15 protein-coding genes are annotated in these 15930 nt (G+C 65.0%); 4 read left to right on the top strand and 11 right to left on the bottom strand.

The features are described from left to right. Window positions 1-140 precede the first annotated feature (140 nt). The gene (locus IVB12_RS07130) at window positions 141-1160 is read left to right on the top strand and encodes a DUF2155 domain-containing protein (protein ID WP_247297132.1); all 1020 of its coding nucleotides are present in this window, start codon (window positions 141-143) and stop codon (window positions 1158-1160) included. Between the two features lie 9 nt (window positions 1161-1169). Here IVB12_RS07130 and aat read toward each other — a convergent pair whose 3' ends face one another. From aat to IVB12_RS07080, 10 genes are all read right to left on the bottom strand, one after another. Further along, the gene (aat, locus tag IVB12_RS07125) at window positions 1170-1850 is read right to left on the bottom strand and encodes a leucyl/phenylalanyl-tRNA--protein transferase (RefSeq protein ID WP_247277247.1); all 681 of its coding nucleotides are present in this window, start codon (window positions 1848-1850) and stop codon (window positions 1170-1172) included. 61 nt (window positions 1851-1911) lie between these two features. Beyond that, window positions 1912-3015 (bottom strand): histidine kinase dimerization/phosphoacceptor domain -containing protein, encoded by a 1104-nt coding sequence (locus IVB12_RS07120; RefSeq protein WP_247297130.1) that lies wholly within the window; start codon window positions 3013-3015, stop codon window positions 1912-1914. Then, complete coding sequence (locus IVB12_RS07115; protein ID WP_247297127.1) at window positions 3012-3452, bottom strand: response regulator; 441 nt, start codon at window positions 3450-3452, stop codon at window positions 3012-3014. Before IVB12_RS07115 ends, IVB12_RS07120 begins: the two co-directional genes overlap by 4 nt. Next, entirely contained in the window at window positions 3449-4966 is a 1518-nt protein-coding gene (locus IVB12_RS07110) for an ATP-binding protein (protein WP_247297296.1), read from the bottom strand. The genes IVB12_RS07115 and IVB12_RS07110 overlap by 4 nt, the downstream gene beginning before the upstream one ends. A 98-nt stretch (window positions 4967-5064) precedes the next feature. Next, window positions 5065-6423 (bottom strand): acetyl-CoA carboxylase biotin carboxylase subunit, encoded by a 1359-nt coding sequence (gene accC / locus IVB12_RS07105; protein ID WP_247277244.1) that lies wholly within the window; start codon window positions 6421-6423, stop codon window positions 5065-5067. 89 nt (window positions 6424-6512) lie between these two features. Further along, window positions 6513-7001 carry an acetyl-CoA carboxylase biotin carboxyl carrier protein gene (gene accB, locus IVB12_RS07100; protein WP_247297126.1) on the bottom strand — a complete coding sequence of 163 codons (489 nt, stop codon included), beginning with the start codon at window positions 6999-7001 and terminating at the stop codon, window positions 6513-6515. A gap of 36 nt (window positions 7002-7037) precedes the next feature. Next, window positions 7038-7505, bottom strand: a complete 468-nt coding sequence (gene aroQ / locus IVB12_RS07095) for a type II 3-dehydroquinate dehydratase (protein ID WP_232956704.1) — start codon at window positions 7503-7505, stop codon at window positions 7038-7040. Between the two features lie 225 nt (window positions 7506-7730). Next, on the bottom strand, window positions 7731-8636 hold the full coding sequence (locus IVB12_RS07090) for a DUF1236 domain-containing protein (protein WP_247297124.1): 906 nt from the start codon (window positions 8634-8636) through the stop codon (window positions 7731-7733). Between the two features lie 223 nt (window positions 8637-8859). Continuing rightward, window positions 8860-9627: a DsbA family protein gene (locus tag IVB12_RS07085; RefSeq protein WP_247297123.1), complete on the bottom strand. Its 768-nt coding sequence runs from the start codon at window positions 9625-9627 to the stop codon at window positions 8860-8862. Window positions 9628-9726: 99 nt separating this feature from the next. Next, window positions 9727-11127: a M48 family metalloprotease gene (locus IVB12_RS07080; RefSeq protein ID WP_247297121.1), complete on the bottom strand. Its 1401-nt coding sequence runs from the start codon at window positions 11125-11127 to the stop codon at window positions 9727-9729. A gap of 193 nt (window positions 11128-11320) precedes the next feature. On the opposite strand from IVB12_RS07080, the gene IVB12_RS07075 reads away from it, so the two are divergent. The 3 genes from IVB12_RS07075 to IVB12_RS07065 all read left to right on the top strand — a co-directional run bounded on the left by IVB12_RS07075 (window position 11321) and on the right by IVB12_RS07065 (window position 14573). Beyond that, entirely contained in the window at window positions 11321-12508 is a 1188-nt protein-coding gene (locus tag IVB12_RS07075) for an aminotransferase class I/II-fold pyridoxal phosphate-dependent enzyme (protein ID WP_247297112.1), read from the top strand. An 88-nt stretch (window positions 12509-12596) separates the two neighbouring features. Further along, window positions 12597-13154 (top strand): biotin transporter BioY, encoded by a 558-nt coding sequence (locus tag IVB12_RS07070; RefSeq protein WP_247297295.1) that lies wholly within the window; start codon window positions 12597-12599, stop codon window positions 13152-13154. 84 nt (window positions 13155-13238) lie between these two features. Then, complete coding sequence (locus IVB12_RS07065) at window positions 13239-14573, top strand: dicarboxylate/amino acid:cation symporter (RefSeq protein ID WP_247297111.1); 1335 nt, start codon at window positions 13239-13241, stop codon at window positions 14571-14573. Between the two features lie 100 nt (window positions 14574-14673). Here IVB12_RS07065 and IVB12_RS07060 read toward each other — a convergent pair whose 3' ends face one another. Next, a complete protein-coding gene (locus IVB12_RS07060) occupies window positions 14674-15906 on the bottom strand; it encodes an FAD-binding oxidoreductase (RefSeq protein ID WP_247297105.1) in 1233 nt (410 codons plus the stop codon). Window positions 15907-15930: the final 24 nt, after the last annotated feature.

The raw sequence follows: 15930 nt of genomic DNA, 5'->3' as shown, positions 1-15930 counted from the left end.
AAGGGGCTGTCCTCCGACTATCCCATCGGGAGGCCGGTCTGGCCAGTCGGCGCCGGGGGGGGGGGCAGGGATACCGCCCTTCCCCCGCCGTATTCGCCGTGTTAACCGGAGGGCCTGCGAGCGGCGGTATTCCCTATAAAGTGTCCAACGAGCCCGATTCGCTGTTGAAGCCGCGCGAGATGTTCAAAACCTTTTCCCTGACAGGCCTTGCGGCACTGCTGGCCGCCACCGTGTTGACGGTTGCGACGCCTGCGCAGGCGCAGATCGGCACGATCTTCTCCGATCCGCCGCCGCTGCGGCCGCCCGGCAACATTCCGCGCGGCCAGCCGCAGCCGCAGCAGATCCCCGAAGACGACGAAGAGGTGCCGGAGCTGCCGCCGCAGGGCCGCGTGCTCCCGTCGCGCCCGATGCCGCCGCCTCCGGGCCGGCAGGGGAACGTGATGCCGGGGCCGGTCGAGACCCAGCCTCTGGCGCCGCCGCCGGGCTCGACCGTGGCTCCGCCGAACCAGCCGCCATCCGCGGCGATCGCCCCGCCCGGTCCGCAAGGCGCCCCGGGTGGGCCCGGTCAGCGCCAGCCGCAGCAGAAGGGCGCAGTCCCGCAGGCGCCGGCGAGCCTCCAGCCGGGCGACGAGGTCGTCACCGAGCCGCCGGCCCAGAAGATCGTGAACAAGAAGGCGACCTTCTCCGGTCTCGACAAGATCACCGGACGCATTATCAATTTCGACGAGGAGATCGGCGAGACCGTCCAGTTCGGCGCGCTGCGGGTCAAGACCGACGCGTGCTATACGCGGCCGGCAACGGAGGCCACCAACACCGACGCTTTCGTCGAGGTCGACGAGATCACCTTGCAAGGCGAGGTGAAGCGCATCTTCTCGGGCTGGATGTATGCCGCAAGCCCCGGCCTGCACGGCGTCGAGCACCCGATCTACGACATCTGGCTCACCGACTGCAAAGAACCGCAGCAGACCATTGCGACCGCCGCGCCGGACCCCGCGGCCAAGCCGGCCCCGCCACCGCCTGCGCAGAAGAAGGCTGTGCCGAAGCAGGCCGTGCAGCAGCGTCCGCCGCAGCCCTTGCCGCCACCTCCGCAACAGCAGCCCGCACCGCCACCGCCGCCGCAGCAGCCTGGCCTGTTCAATTTCCCGGGCTTCAGCCGGTAAACTCAGTGATCATTGCCGCGAGGCGATGATATCGAGCGCGCGTGCGCCCGGGATCGGTTCGCCGGCAGAGAGCCTCAGGAAATCGCCGGGCTCGCCGGCGAGCGCCTTGTCGAGCAGCGCGGTGTAGCGCCGCCGCGAAATCTCGACCGCACCGAAGCTCTTCAAGTGCTCGGTGACATATTGCGTGTCGAGCAGCTCGAAGCCGCCATGGATGAGCCGCGCGACCAGATGCACCAGCGCGACCTTCGAGGCGTCGCGCGCGGTGTGGAACATGCTCTCGCCGAAGAAGGCGCGGCCCAAGCTGACGCCGTAGAGCCCGCCGACAAGGTCGTCGCCCTGCCAAGCCTCGACGCTGTGGCAATGGCCGAGCTCGTACAGGCCGCCATAGAGATCGCGGATGCGCTTGTTGATCCAGGTGTCCTCGCGCCCGGCCTGCGGCGCCGCGCAGCCGGCGATGGTCGCCTTGAACGCGGTGTTGACGGTCACGCGAAACGTATCCGAGCGTACCGTACGCGCGAGGCGCGAGGCGACGCGAAATCCCTCCAGCGGGATCACGCCGCGCAGTTCCGGCTCGACCCAGAACAGGGTCGGATCGTCGGCGCTTTCCGCCATCGGAAAGATGCCGCAGGCATAGGCACGCAACAGCACGGCCGGCGTGATTTCAGACGAGGCAGAGTCGCGAGACGTCATGGCGCGCGACAATAGCAGGATCGCGATGCGGTTGCGATGGGTGACGCAACGCCTCGCGCCGTCAGCCCGCGGCGGCGTGGTTGGTCTTGCCGGGGGCCGTGGGCACGCGGCGGAACCTGAGCACGATGCGGGTCCCGGAATGGGCGGGATCACGCTCCACGGAGGCGTCGAGCTTGGCGGCCATGGCCGCGACGATGCGCTGGCCCATGCCGGTGGAGCGCGGATCCGCCTTGCCATTATCACCGACACCATCGTCCGTAATCGACAGCAGGAGATCGTCGCTTTGCGAGGCCAGCTCGACATGGATCGGGCCGGCGCCATCGGGATAGGCATATTTCACCGCATTCATCACCAGCTCGTTGACGATGATGCCGACGGCGACGGCGCGGTCCGGATCGATCTCGATCGGCTCGGCCTTCAGCGTCAGGCGGGACATGCGGTTGCCTTCGGCTGAGCGCCTGAGATCCTCGAGCAGCGAGTCCAGATACTGGTTCAGAACCACGCTCTTCAGGTCCTGCGAGGTGTAGAGGCGGCGGTGCACCTGCGCGACCGCGGCGACGCGACCCATGGCATTGGTCAGCGCCGCTTTGACCTCGTCCTGCGCGGCGGAGCTCGCCTGAAGATGCAGAAGCGAGGCGATGATCTGGAGGGAGTTGCCGACGCGGTGGTTGACCTCGCGCAGCAGCAGCTCGCGTTCGGCGGCGAGCGCCGCGTAGCGGTCGCGCGAGGCGTGGATCTCGGCTTCGGCTTCCTCGCGCGCCCTCTGCAATTCGGCCTGGCGCAGCGCGCCTTCGGCGGCGACGTGGAGGAGCGGGATGAAATCGCCCTGGACGTCCTTGACCAGATAATCGGCCGCCCCGGCCTTCAGCGCGGTGACCGCGATGCTGGAATCCTGCGACGCCGTGACGAACACGACCGGGGGCGCGTCCGGGATCGCCATGATCTGCTCGAGCGTCTCCAGCCCGTCGAGGCCCGGCATATACTGATCGAGTGCCACCACATCGATGCCGCCCTCGGCGCCCGCGCGGCGGATGCGCTCAAGGCCTTCCTCGCCGCTCGCGGCATGAACGACCCTGTAGCCGCGCCGCGTCAGGCCGCGATCGACCAGGCGCGCCAGCGCGTCGTCGTCGTCGATGTAGAGCAGTGTTGGCGTGTGCTGATTCATGTGGCGGCGGGCGGGACCTGGATGACCGAGAAGAACAGGCCGAGCTGCCGGATAGCATTGGCGAAGTTCTCGTAGTTGACCGGCTTAGTGACGTAGACGTTGCAGCCGAGCTCGTAGCAGCGCTTGATCTCCTGGGTATCATCGGTGGTGGTCAGCACCACCACGGGCGAAGCCTTCAGATATTTATTCTCCTTGATCTGCTTCAGGATGTCGATCCCGGTCATGTCGGGGAGGTTGAGGTCGAGCAGGATCAGGAGCGCATTGCCCTTCTGCACGAGCCCGGTGCCGTCGGCGCCGAACAGATGCCTCATCGCGTCCGTGCCGTTGGCAAAGGAGACGATCTCGTTGTTGACGCCGGACCTTCGGATGTTGCGCTCGATCAGGCGGGCGTGGCCCTCGTCGTCCTCGATCATGATGATGGTAACTGGCTGAGTCATCGATCTGCGTTCCGGTTGCTCATGTTCCAGGCGATCGGCAGCGTGATCGTGAACGTGCTGCCAGCGTTCAGTTCCGATGATACCGACATGGTGCCGCCGAGGCGACGCACAAGTGCACGCACATGTGCAAGACCGATGCCCTGGCCGGGCTTGTCCTGGGTTCCCGCGCGGCGGAACAGGTCGAATATCCGCTGGTGATCCTTCGGATCGATACCGCGGCCGTTGTCGCTGATCTCGAAGATCGCGTAGCCGAGCTTGGTGCGCCCGCGGATTCTGATCTCGCCGGGCACGCCGCTCTTCAGGTATTTGATGGCGTTGTCGATCAGGTTGGAGAAGATCTGCTCGAGCGCGAGGCGGTCGCTGACGAGGTTGGGCAGGGGTTCAACCTGAATCTCGGCCTGTGCCTCGGCGGCCTGGTGCGCCAGCGTCGACACGATGGCTCCGATCAGCTCGCCCGTGTCGATTTTCACCGGCTGGAATTCGCGGCGGCCTTCGCGTGTGAGGTTGAGGATGGCGGAGATCAGCCGATCCATCTTGGCGATCGACGTCTTGATGAAGCCGAGCGCTTCGCAGAAGTCCTCCGAAAGCTGCTTGTCGGCGCCTTCGAGCACGATCTCGCCGGAAGCGGGCGGCGGCCCGTCGGCGGCGACATGGGTGAGACCGCCGATACGGCGGAAAATGTCGCCGCCGAGCTCTTCGAGCTCGCTGGTAAAGCCCATGATGTTGACGAGTGGCGAGCGCAGATCATGGCTGACGATGTAGGCAAAGCGCTGAATCTCGTCATTGGCTTCGCGCAGGTCCGCGGTGCGCTCATCGACGACAGTCTCGAGGTTGGCATAGGCATCGCGCAGGCGGTTCTCGGCCTCGTCGCGGGCCCGCGCCGAACGCCGCACCAGCCAGATTGAGATCATCGCCAGCAGCACGACGAGGCCGGAGCCAATGCCGGTCATCGATGCGGCGAGGGTCTGGCTGCGGTCGGAATTGGCCGTGCGGAGGCGGAACAGCCGTTCCTCTTCCTGAAGCATTCCGGTCGCGATTTCGGCGATCGCGGCCGTGGCGTCGGTAGAGGCGAACTCGCGAACCAGCGCTGTGGCCTTGTCCGGCTGATCCTGGCGGATGAAATCGATTTCCTGCGCCAATTGGCCGAGCCGCGTCTCGATCGCCGAGCTCAGCTTGTCGATGCTTTTGCGTTGTTCCGGATTGTCGCCGATCAGGTGCGTAAGCCTGTCGAGGGCAGGTACGATGGCCGCCACGGCTTTGTCATGGTCGGCTTTGAAATCCGCCCCTCGCGTCAGCAGGTAGGCCCGGGCGGAGCTTTCGGCACGCCGGATTTCCAGCAGGAGGGCGTTAATCTGGTTCTCGGCCTCGATGGTGTGGATGACCCATTTGCTATCATCCCTGGCCTTGTTGACGAGGTAGACGGAGCCGGCGCTGATCACGGTCAGCACCAAAAGGCCCGCCGAGAACAGCAGGATCTGCCAAAATGCGCGCCGTCGCTGCGCCCAAGCCTTCACGACGGTCTTAGGTTCAGCAGAATTCAAAGCGCCCCCTTGGAACTGTCCCCGCGGTCCAGAACGCAATCAGGGCCAAACGGTTCCAGAAACAGGGAGGATTATCTGGGGGTAGGTTCCGCCTTGCCGGCCAGGTACTGTTCCAGCCAGTGGATGTGATAGTCGCCGTTGATAATGTCGTCCTCGCGCACCAGCGCGCGGAACAACGGCAGCGTGGTCTCGATGCCCTCGACAACCATCTCGTCCAGCGCCCGGCGCAGTCGCATCAGGCATTCGGCGCGGGTCTTGCCGTGCACGATCAACTTGCCGACCAGGGAATCGTAATAGGGCGGGATCGTATAGCCTTGGTAGACGGCGGAATCGATGCGGACGCCGAGCCCGCCGGGGGGATGATATTGCAGGATGCGGCCCGGCGAGGGGCGGAAGGTTTGCGGATTTTCGGCGTTGATGCGGCACTCGATCGCGTGGCCGATGACCTGGACCTCGTCCTGCCGCGCCGGCAGATCCCCGCCCGCGGCGATACGAATCTGCTCCAGCACGAGGTCGATGTCGGTGATGCTCTCGGTGACGGGATGCTCGACCTGGATGCGGGTGTTCATCTCGATGAAGTAGAACTCGCCGTCCTCGAACAGGAATTCGATGGTCCCGACGCCGAGATATTTCATCTCGCGCATCGCTTTCGCGCAGGTCTCACCGATCTTGGCGCGCGCGGCCGCGGCAAGTACCGGCGAGGGGCCCTCTTCCCAGACCTTCTGGTGGCGGCGTTGCAGCGAGCAGTCGCGTTCGCCGAGATGAATGGCGCCGCCGCGGCCGTCGCCGAGGATCTGGATCTCGATGTGACGCGGCTTCTGGAGGTATTTTTCGAGGTAGACGGAGGCGTCACCAAAGGCGGACTTGGCTTCGTTGGCCGCGGTCGACAGCGCCACCTGGAGGTCGGTCTCGCTGTGGGCGACCTTCATGCCACGGCCGCCACCACCGGCCGCAGCCTTCACCAGCACGGGAAATCCGATCTTCTTCGCGATCGAAAGCGCATCATCATCGGGACCGACGGCGCCGTCGGAGCCGGGCACCACCGGGATGCCGAGGCGCTTGGCGGTCTTCTTGGCCTCGATCTTGTCGCCCATCAAGCGGATGTGCTCGGCCTTTGGACCGATGAAATGCAGGTTGTGCTCTGCGAGGATTTCCGCAAAGCGCGCGTTCTCGGACAGGAAACCGTAGCCGGGATGCACCGCATCCGCGCCAGTGATCTCGCAGGCCGCGAGCAGTGCGGGCACGTTGAGATAGCTGTCCTTCGAGGGTGGCGGCCCGATGCAAACGCTCTCATCCGACAGGCGCACATGCATGGCGTCGGCGTCGGCGGTGGAGTGCACCGCCACGGTCGCAATCCCGAGCTCCTTGCAAGCCCTGAGGATGCGAAGAGCGATCTCGCCGCGATTGGCTATGAGGATCTTGTCGAACATGTTGTCCTGCAGCGAATGGCGAATGGCGAGTGGCGAATGGCGAGTAGGGAAGGCTGACGCCATTCGCTATTCGCTATTCCCCATTCGCGTCACTCAATGATCACCAGCGGCTCGCCGTATTCGACCGGCTGGCCGTCCTCGACCAGGATCTGTGTCACCGTGCCGGCGCGCGGTGACGGGATCTGGTTCATCGTCTTCATGGCTTCGATGATCAGCAGCGTCTGGCCGACCGAGACCTTGGTGCCGACCTCGATGAACGGCTTGGCGCCGGGCTCCGGCGCCCAATAGGCGGTACCGACCATCGGCGAGGTCACGGCGCCCGGATGTTTCGACAGGTCGGTCGCAGCCGTTGCGGGCGCGGCGCCGGCCGGCTGCAGGGTGGCGGGAGAGGCGGTGACCGGCATCGGCATGGTTGCGGCAACGCTGACATTGCGTGCGACGCGCAGGCGCAGGCCCGCACGTTCGATCTCGATCTCGGTCAGGCTGGTCTCATCGAGCAGCAGGGCAAGCTCGCGGATGAGCGCGGAATCCTCGCTGGAAAACCTTGCGGCTGCTTTGTCGTCTGGCTGGCGCGCCATGTTGTTTGATCCGAATGTCCTGTTGGAAGGGGGGCGTCAGGCTTTGGGCTTGATGCCGAGCTTGGCGGCAAGGCCCTGGATGGCGAGGCGGTAGCCTTCGATGCCGAAACCGCAGAGCGAGGCGAAGGCCGCGCGCGCGGTGTAGGAGTGATGACGGAAGCTCTCGCGGGCGTGGATGTTGGTCACGTGCACTTCGACCGTGGGAATCTGCACCGCGAGCAGTGCGTCATGGAGCGCGATCGAGGTGTGGGAGTAGCCGCCGGCATTGATGATGATGCCCTTCATCTTGCGCGCATGCGCCTCGTGGATGAAATCGATCAACTCGCCTTCGCGGTTGGACTGCCGGCAGTCGGCTTTGAGGCCGAAGCTCGCCGCGGTCTCTCGGCACAGCGCCTCGACGTCAGCCAGCGTCGCGTGGCCATACTTTTCGGGCTCGCGCGTCCCCAGCATGTTGAGGTTCGGCCCGTTCAGGACGAGGATCGTGTCGGTTGCAGGTTCGGCCATTCCAATCCCGGCAGAGGTGCTTCGGCGTGGCGGGGTTATAGGTAACAAAGCGGGCGAGGGGAAGAGTTGAAGGCCTCCCGGGTAGCTTCAAGGACCTCATCCAGTGCGCAAAAACCTGTGCGGAAGCTGCGGAAATTGCTTGTTAACCAGTCCAAAGCATGGCTGCCGGCCGAACGCAAAGGGGCGGGCATCGCTGCCCGCCCCTGAGGTTGCCGTCATCCGGACTTAGGCGTTCAGGACCGCCACGATCTCGTAGGTGTCCGGATTGATGATCACGATCTCATCGCGAACCAGGACGTACTTATAGGTCCGCCACTCCGGATAGATCGTCACGACCCGCGACGGCAGGGGGTGCAGCGTGATGCCCTCGCGCGGAATGCGGGTGCCGACCGACACCTGGAAGTTCACATTCGTCACGGGGGCGACACGCTCCTCGCGGATCACCGACGTGATCTGAGTCCGCTGCTCGGTCGAGAGCTTCGCAGCGGCGCCTGCCTGGCCGACGGTGGTCGAGGTCGAGCTCTGGCCCTGCGCGTTCTGGGTCGAGCTGGTGCCGGCCTGGCCCTGCGCGTTCTGGCTGCTGCTGGTACCAGTCTGACCCTGGGCATTCTGATTGGTGCTCGTGCCGGTGCCCGGACGGTTCTGGGCATTGTTGGTCGAGGTGCCGCTCTTGCTGCCCTCAGCCTTCATGTCCTTCTGGTCCTTGCTGCCGGATTTCGTCGTGTCCTGGGTCATGCTCTTGGACTTGTCCTGCTGGGACTTGTCCATCTGGCCCTGCGCGCGTTCGTCGGTGCGCTGGCCCTTGGTCGCGCCAGACTTATCCTCGGCCGCATTCTTGTTCATCGCGCCGCCGGAGTGCTCGTCCTTCATCGCGCCGGAGGACTTGTCCTCGGAGCCTCGATCGGACTTCATGCTGGAGCCGCCGGCCTGGCCGACAGTTCCCTTCTCGGCGCTAGAGGACTCCTTGCCCATGGAGCCGCGCTCAGCGGCGCCGCCCGAGGACTGCGAGTGCTGCATCTGCTGCGAGCCACCAGCGCCGCTATCGCGGCCCGTGGTGTTTTGTGCGTTCGCCAGACCGGTGCCCGCGACGAGTGCGAGTGCGGCAACCGAGATCATAAAGCGGTTCAACATCGAAATTCTCCTCACGTGTTCCTTACGTCATTGCCCGCGCCGACAACGAAAGGAGATTTGAGTTGTTCCGGAACTTCGCCTGTTCCGCGGCATTTGTTTCTTGAATACCAGATGAATGACCTTGCACGAAGGCGCCACCGTTCGGCGCACGAAAAAGGCCGGCTTTTCAGCCGGCCTTTTTGCGTGTGCGAGTTGTGAAGGGCGCGATTGGCAAGTCGCTTTATCAACAAGTCGCCTTGCCGCAGCGGGCAATACCGATCTTTTCCCTGAGGCTTTCGACGCCGACGGCGCCAATCACGATCTGCTTGCCGATCACGTAGCTCGGCGTGCCGTTCATGCCCATCGCTTCGGCGAGCTTGAAGTTCTCCTCGATGGTGGCGCGCACTTCGGGGCTGGCGATGTCCTTCTCGATTCTAGCCGTGTCGAGACCAGCCTCCTTGGCGGCCTGAATCGCGCGCGCCTTGTCCGCCGCGCCGCGGCCGCTGAGCAGCCTCTGGTGGAAGTCGAGATATTTCTTGCCGGAGGGATCTTGCATGCGCACGGCGACGGCGACCTGGGCCGCCTCGACCGAGCCCTGGCTCAGCACGGGAAATTCCTTCAGCACGACCTTCAGCTTCGGATCGCTCTTCATGAGGTCGAGCATGTCGCCCATGGCGCGTTTGCAATAGCCGCAATTGTAGTCGAAGAATTCGACGAAGGTGACGTCGCCGTCCTTGTTGCCAAGCACGACTTGGCGCGGCGAGTTGAAGATCGCGTCGGCATTCTGCGCGATGCTGGCCTCGTGCTTCTGGGTTTCGGCCGCGGCCTGGCGCTTGCCGAGCTCGGCCATGGCCTCTTCGAGCACCTCGGGATGGCTGACGAGATAATTTTTGATGATCGCCTCGATGTCGGTGCGCTGGGCATTGGAGAAGCTGTCGGCCGACGCGGGCGCGGCTGCGCCGAACATGGCGAGCGCAAACAACGCGGGAGCTAGCAGGCGCAGCGAAGGCATGGGCAAATCCTCTTATCCAAGGCAGGTTTCGGTAAAACGTCGCGGCGGACTAAAGCTCGATGTCGTGACGTCGTGGTGTCGGGCGTCGATTACGTTGCGTCAGTTGCGCGGCGGCTTGGCCGCCAGGATGTCGTCGGCCTTGACCCAGCCGGGTGTGCCGACAGCGAAACGGGTTTTCGCGCGCGTGGCGAGCTCGCGGGCGGTCTTGTTATCACCGCGCAAGTAGGCGGCCTGTGCCGACGCGAGATCCGCCTCGGCATAATCTCCCTTTCGTCCATAGGCCATCGCGAGCTGGGTATAGCCGAGCGCGGCCTCGGGCTCTCGTGCCACCGCGGCGCGGAGAATCCGAACGGCGTCATCGGTGTAGGCCTTATTATCGGTTCCAACCAGAGCCTGCCCAAGTAACATCTCGATGAGGGGCGCATTGTTCGAAAGCTGCACCGCCTTGCGCAGGGGAGCGATCGCCTCGGCGGGCTTGCCGCTCTCCAGCAAGGCCTGCCCGCGCACCTCGTAGAAATACGGATTGTTCGGCTGGACCTGGATCAGCGCGTCGATCTGGGTGAGCGCGCTGCGCAAGTCCCCATGCAGATAGGTGCTGATGGCACGGGCATAGCGCGCCGGCATGCTGTCGTTGGTCTGGGGATAGCGGCGGTACACCGTCTCCGGCCGCTCCATGAACGCCGAGATCTTGGCGCGCACCATGTCATGCCGGAGCTGGAGCGCGGGATCGTCCTTCTTGTCCCAATAGGGGCTTGAGCTTGCGAACTCCTGGAGCGAGGCGACGCGCTCGGCCGGCATCGGATGCGACTGCAGATAGGGATCGGCGCCGCGCGCGGCGAACAGGCTCTCGCTGGTGAAGCGCTTGAAGGTCTCGTACATGCCCTTCGGCGACTGCCCCGTCGCGGTGAGGAATTTCACGCCGGCACGGTCGGCGTTCTCCTCCTGCTGGCGCTGATAGGACAGCAGCGTGCGGCGGATCATCTCCTGCGGGCCGGCGATCGCGGCGGCGCCGGCATTGGCAAGGCCGTTGTTGCCGGCGCTCGAGCTGCGGGTGCTGCCGGCTGCGATCGCGCCGGCGCCGAGCAGCATCGCGATGATCATCTGGGTCTGGGCCGTGGCGAGCTGCTCGCGGAGCTTGGACAGATGGCCGCCTGCCAGATGCCCGGTCTCGTGCGCGAGCACGCCGATGATCTGGTTCGGTGTCTCCGACTGCAGGATCGCGCCCCAATTGACGAAGATGCGGCGGCCGTCCGCGACGAACGCGTTGAACGAGCCGTCGTTGATGATCACCATCTGGATGTTGTGCTTCTCCAGACCGGCGACGCGCAGGATCGGGCGGGTATATTCGCGCAGGAGCTGCTCGGTTTCGGTGTCGCGTAGGACCGGCGGCCCCTTGGCCTGCGCACGCGCAGCCGAGAACGGCGTCAGCGCGATCGCCGTGGCCGTGATGAGAGCGGTGAGGGCGGAAGCCTTCTTGCGCAATGCGATCTGGAGCAACATCAAGCGGTCTGGGTCAAACGGTCTTGGTCAAGCAGTTTCGTGATTGGTTTTTGGCGATTGGCGGCGGACCGGATACGCGATATGCCCTTGTGAGCGTTACCCCTTATGAGCCGTACAATGCGGCTAGTCTGGGGCGCAAGCGCCCCGTTTTCCGGACCGGACGGACCGGTCTGCCAGCGAATAGCGGAAATCGATGCACGATGCGACATTGAGGAACCGGTTGGGGCAGTGGCTCGAGCCCTCCCGCCGCAGCGATGTTCCCCCGTTCATGGTGATGGACGTCATGACCGCGGCGGCCCGAATCGAGGCCGCAGGTGGCCGTGTCATCCACATGGAGGTCGGTCAGCCCGCGGCCGGCGCGCCCAGGACCGCGATCGCGGCCGCCCATGCCGCGCTCGAAGCGGGACGGATCGACTACACCTCCGCACTCGGCATCCCCTCACTGCGCGAGCGCATCGCGCGGCATTATCGCGATGTCCATGGCTGTGACCTCAGCCCCGAGCGGATCGTGGTGACCACCGGCTCCTCCGGCGGATTTATCCTGGCCTTCCTGTCGATGTTCGAGCCCGGCGATCGCGTCGCGGTGACCGTGCCGGGCTATCCACCCTACCGCCATATCCTCACCGCGCTCGGCTGCGAGCCGGTGCTGATCGAGACCACGAACGAGACGCGCCACGCGCTCACCGGCGAGGCGCTGCTTGCCGCCCATCGCAAGGAGCCGCTGAAGGGCGTGCTGGTCGGCAGTCCCGCCAATCCGACCGGGACCATGATGCGCCGCGAGGCGCTCGCTGGCCTGATCGCAGCCGCGCAGGATGCAGGTATCCGCTTCATTTCCGACGAGATCTATCACGGGCTCGATTATGCGTTTCCGGCCGTGACGGCGGCGGCGCTGTCGGAGCACACGCTCGTGATCAACTCGTTCTCGAAGTATTTTTGCATGACGGGCTGGCGCGTCGGCTGGATGGTCGTGCCTGAGATTCTGGCGCGGCCGATCGAGCGGCTCCAGCAGAACCTCTCGATCTCGGTGCCGTCGCTGTCGCAGATCGCGGCGGAGGCCGCCTTCGACGGCGCGGCCGAGATGGAGGAGATCAAGCACGGCTATCAGGAAAACCGGCGCGTCCTGATCGATGGATTGCCGAAGGCTGGACTGACGAGATTCCTGCCGGCCGACGGCGCCTTTTATCTCTATGCCGACGTCTCCGACTTCACTGCCGACAGTTTCGAGTTTGCCAAGCAGATGCTGGAGCAGGCCCATGTTGCGGCGACGCCCGGCCTCGATTTCGATCCCATTCACGGACGCTCGTTCCTTCGCTTTTCCTACGCACGTTCGTCCGAAGAGATGCAGGAGGCAGTTGACCGGATCGCCCACTGGCTTAAATAGCCGCCAGTTTTGACGCCTTCCGGAGTTCATCTTGTCTGAACAATCTGCCGCGCCCGCTGCCACCTCGCATTCTCCTCTCGCCGCATTGATGTGGCCGATCCGGCCGGGTGAAACCGTCGGCGCTTTGCGCGCCTTCGTGCTGATTGCGCTTGGCACCGCCCTGATGGCGCTATCAGCCAAGGTCAGCCTGCCGCTGCCTTACGTGCCCATGACGTTGCAGACGCTGGTGGTGTTGATGATCGGCGCTGCCTATGGCTGGCGCCTTGGCAGCGCAACCATGATTGCCTACCTCGCCGAGGGCGCGCTGGGGCTTCCCGTATTTGCCGGCCCGGTAGGCGGGATCGCTCCGCTGGTCGGACCGACCGCGGGCTATCTGTTCGGTTTCGTTGCGGCAGCCTTCGTGACCGGCTGGCTCGCCGAGCGTGGCTGGGATCGCAGCGTGGTGCCGCTGTTTGCGGCAATGGCCGTCGGCCATATCGTCATTCTCGCCGCTGGGTTCGGCTGGCTGGCCTTTGGCCTCGGCCTCGGTGCCGCGAAGGCCTGGCAGGTCGGAATTGTGCCGTTCATTGCGGCTTCGCTGGTGAAGAACGCGCTCGGCGCGGCGTTGATGCCGGCAGCGCGCCGGATCGTCGACCGCCGCGGGTAATACGCGCAGCAACGACCAGTTCCGATTGACAGGGCCGGCCAAGTTGATCTTGGCTGGTCCGATAGTCTGAGGGGGAGTGAAACGATGACGACGACAACGATCGCGGAGGCGCCGGTCGCGCCGCCCGCGGCCAAGCCGTGGTACAAAGTTCTGTACGTTCAGGTGCTGATCGCGATCGTGCTCGGCGCCATCGTCGGTTGGTTGTGGCCATCGCTCGCCACCAATGAGTGGATCAAGGCGCTCGGCGATGGCTTCATCAAGCTGATCAAGATGGTGATCGCTCCGATCATCTTCTGCACCGTCGTCTCGGGTATCGCCCACATCCAGGATGCCAAGAAGGTCGGGCGCATCGGCGTCAAGGCGCTGGTCTATTTCGAAATCGTCTCGACCTTCGCGCTGGTGATCGGACTCCTCATCGGCAACTTGGTGAAGCCCGGCGCGGGCTTCGGCAGTGGCGCAGCAAACGAGGCGGCTGTCGCAAATTACGCCAAGCAGGCCGCCGGTCAGAAGTCGGTCGACTTCGTGCTGCACATCATTCCCGACACCGTGGTCGGCGCCTTCGCGCAAGGCGAGATCCTCCAGGTGCTGCTGTTCTCGGTGCTGTTCGGCTTTGCTTTGATGAGCCTTGGCGAGCGCGGCCACACCATGCGCAGCTTCATCGACGATGCCGCGCATGCCGTGTTCGGCGTCATCTCCATCGTCATGCGTGCAGCACCGATCGGCGCGTTCGGCGCGATGGCCTATACGATCGGCAAGTTCGGCACTGGCGCCATCCTCAACCTGGTCGGGCTGATCGCCACGTTCTACCTCACCGCGGCGCTGTTCGTGTTCGTCGTGCTCGGCATCATCGCGCGCATGGCGGGGTTCTCGATCTTCAAGTTCCTGGCCTACATCAAGGACGAACTGCTGATCGTGCTCGGCACCTCGTCGTCGGAAAGCGCGCTGCCGTCGCTGATGGAGAAGCTGGAGCGGCTCGGCTGCTCCAAGTCGGTGGTCGGCCTCGTGGTGCCCACCGGCTACTCGTTCAATCTCGACGGCACCAACATCTACATGACGCTGGCAACGCTCTTCATTGCGCAGGCGCTCGGTTACGATCTCTCCTTCAGTCAGCAGCTCACGATCCTCGTCGTGGCCATGCTGACCTCGAAGGGCGCCTCCGGCATCACCGGCGCGGGCTTCATCACGCTGGCGGCGACGCTCGCCGTGGTCGATCCGCGGCTCGTCCCGGGCATGGCGATCGTGCTCGGCATCGACAAGTTCATGAGCGAGTGCCGCGCGCTGACCAATCTGTGCGGCAACGGCGTCGCCTGCGTGATCGTCGCCTGGTGGGAGGGTGAGCTCGACCGCGACAAGCTCAACGCCAACCTCTCCAAGCAGATCGATCCGACCGACATGGAGACCGCGATCACGACGGACTGATCTGCGCGACGCGTCGGGCTTCGAAGTCGTAGGGCTGGTCGAGACTCCTCGATCAGCCCTTTTCTTTCGGCGCGCATCCGAGTAAGGCGCCTGTCGACAGCTAGAACCGCTCCGGCCGGTAGGGCGCGGGATCGATCGCCGGCGTCTCGCCGCTCATGATTTCCGCGAGCAGGCGTCCCGTCGCCGGCCCCAGCGTAAAGCCCTGGTGGCCGTGGCCGAAATTCATCCAGAGGCCCGGATGTCGTGGAGCTTGCCCAAGCACCGGGAGCATGTCGGGTGTGCAGGGGCGCGTGCCGAACCACGGATCCGGCTCGACCCGCTTGCCGAGATCGATCAGCTCGCGCGCGGAGGCCTCGGCGCTGGCGAGTTGCACCGGCGTTGCCAGCGCGTCCATACCGGTCAATTCCGCGCCGGTGGTGATGCGGATGCCCTTGGCCATCGGACCCATGGCGTAGCCGCCGCCCTTGTCGACGAGGGGCAGGTCGAGTGAGGCGCCGCCGCTGTAGTGCATGTGGTAGCCGCGCTTGCGGACCAGCGGAATGCGATAGCCGAACTTGTGCAACAGATCGGGTGACCACGGCCCGAGCGTCACGACGGCATGGGCAGCGTCAAGACGTCCCTGGTCCGTATCGACGGACCAGCCGGTTGCGGTCTGCCGCAGGCTCTGGGCGTCACCGAGCACAACCGTGCCGCCGAGCCGCTCGAACAGCTCGGCATAGGCCGTGACGAGGGCACCTGGATCGGACACGGTCCAGGTGTCGAGCCAATGGATCGCGCCGGGGAGATCGTCGCGCAGGATCGGCTCGGCCTTGGCAAGCTCGCTGCCGGAGAGCACGCGGAAATTCACGCCGAACTCGCGCTGGTCTTCCTCTGCGGTCTTGATCGCGAGATCGAATGACGCAGGGTCGCGATGCAGCATGCGATAGCCGGCGCGGCGGATGAGATTGTCGGCGTGGGCTTCGCGAATGAGGATGTCGTGCTCAGCGGTCGCATAGGCGATCAGCCGGGCCCAGGCCTCGATCGCCTCGCGATGCCGCTTCGGCGCCGAATGCCACCAATAGCGGAGCAGGGGCTCAATATGGAGATGAAGCGACGACAGGCTGTAACGCACGTCATTGGTGCGGCCGGTCGCGATCTTCAGCAGCGTGGCGAGGTCGCGCGGCATCGGATAGGGGCGGACCGCTTCCGCCTGGATCATTCCCGCATTGCCGTAGCTGGTCTCGCGGCCCGGCTCCCTGCGGTCGACCAGCGTGACGGACCAGCCGCGCTGCCGCAGGTGCAGCGCCGCGCTGACGCCGATCATGCCGCCGCCGAGAACGATCGCGCTTTGCATTGGCAGATTTCTCCAGGCTGGTTG

Origin of the sequence: Bradyrhizobium sp. 179, assembly GCF_023073535.1 — a bacterium.
GTDB lineage: Bacteria > Pseudomonadota > Alphaproteobacteria > Rhizobiales > Xanthobacteraceae > Bradyrhizobium.
The sequence above is the reverse complement of the archived record's forward strand: the minus strand, read 5'-3'. Positions and strand labels throughout refer to the sequence as shown.

Bases quoted from the DNA above. Each gene is read 5' to 3' on its own strand.
- IVB12_RS07070 (WP_247297295.1), top strand. From the start codon at position 12,597: ATGTGGCCGATCCGGCCGGGTGAAACCGTCGGCGCTTTGCGCGCCTTC.
- accC (WP_247277244.1), bottom strand. From the start codon at position 6,423: ATGTTCGACAAGATCCTCATAGCCAATCGCGGCGAGATCGCTCTTCGC.
- aroQ (WP_232956704.1), bottom strand. From the start codon at position 7,505: ATGGCCGAACCTGCAACCGACACGATCCTCGTCCTGAACGGGCCGAAC.
- IVB12_RS07115 (WP_247297127.1), bottom strand. From the start codon at position 3,452: ATGACTCAGCCAGTTACCATCATCATGATCGAGGACGACGAGGGCCAC.
- IVB12_RS07120 (WP_247297130.1), bottom strand. From the start codon at position 3,015: ATGAATCAGCACACGCCAACACTGCTCTACATCGACGACGACGACGCG.
- accB (WP_247297126.1), bottom strand. From the start codon at position 7,001: ATGGCGCGCCAGCCAGACGACAAAGCAGCCGCAAGGTTTTCCAGCGAG.
- IVB12_RS07090 (WP_247297124.1), bottom strand. From the start codon at position 8,636: ATGTTGAACCGCTTTATGATCTCGGTTGCCGCACTCGCACTCGTCGCG.
- IVB12_RS07085 (WP_247297123.1), bottom strand. From the start codon at position 9,627: ATGCCTTCGCTGCGCCTGCTAGCTCCCGCGTTGTTTGCGCTCGCCATG.
- IVB12_RS07060 (WP_247297105.1), bottom strand. From the start codon at position 15,906: ATGCAAAGCGCGATCGTTCTCGGCGGCGGCATGATCGGCGTCAGCGCG.
- aat (WP_247277247.1), bottom strand. From the start codon at position 1,850: ATGACGTCTCGCGACTCTGCCTCGTCTGAAATCACGCCGGCCGTGCTG.
- IVB12_RS07065 (WP_247297111.1), top strand. From the start codon at position 13,239: ATGACGACGACAACGATCGCGGAGGCGCCGGTCGCGCCGCCCGCGGCC.
- IVB12_RS07080 (WP_247297121.1), bottom strand. From the start codon at position 11,127: ATGTTGCTCCAGATCGCATTGCGCAAGAAGGCTTCCGCCCTCACCGCT.
- IVB12_RS07075 (WP_247297112.1), top strand. From the start codon at position 11,321: ATGCACGATGCGACATTGAGGAACCGGTTGGGGCAGTGGCTCGAGCCC.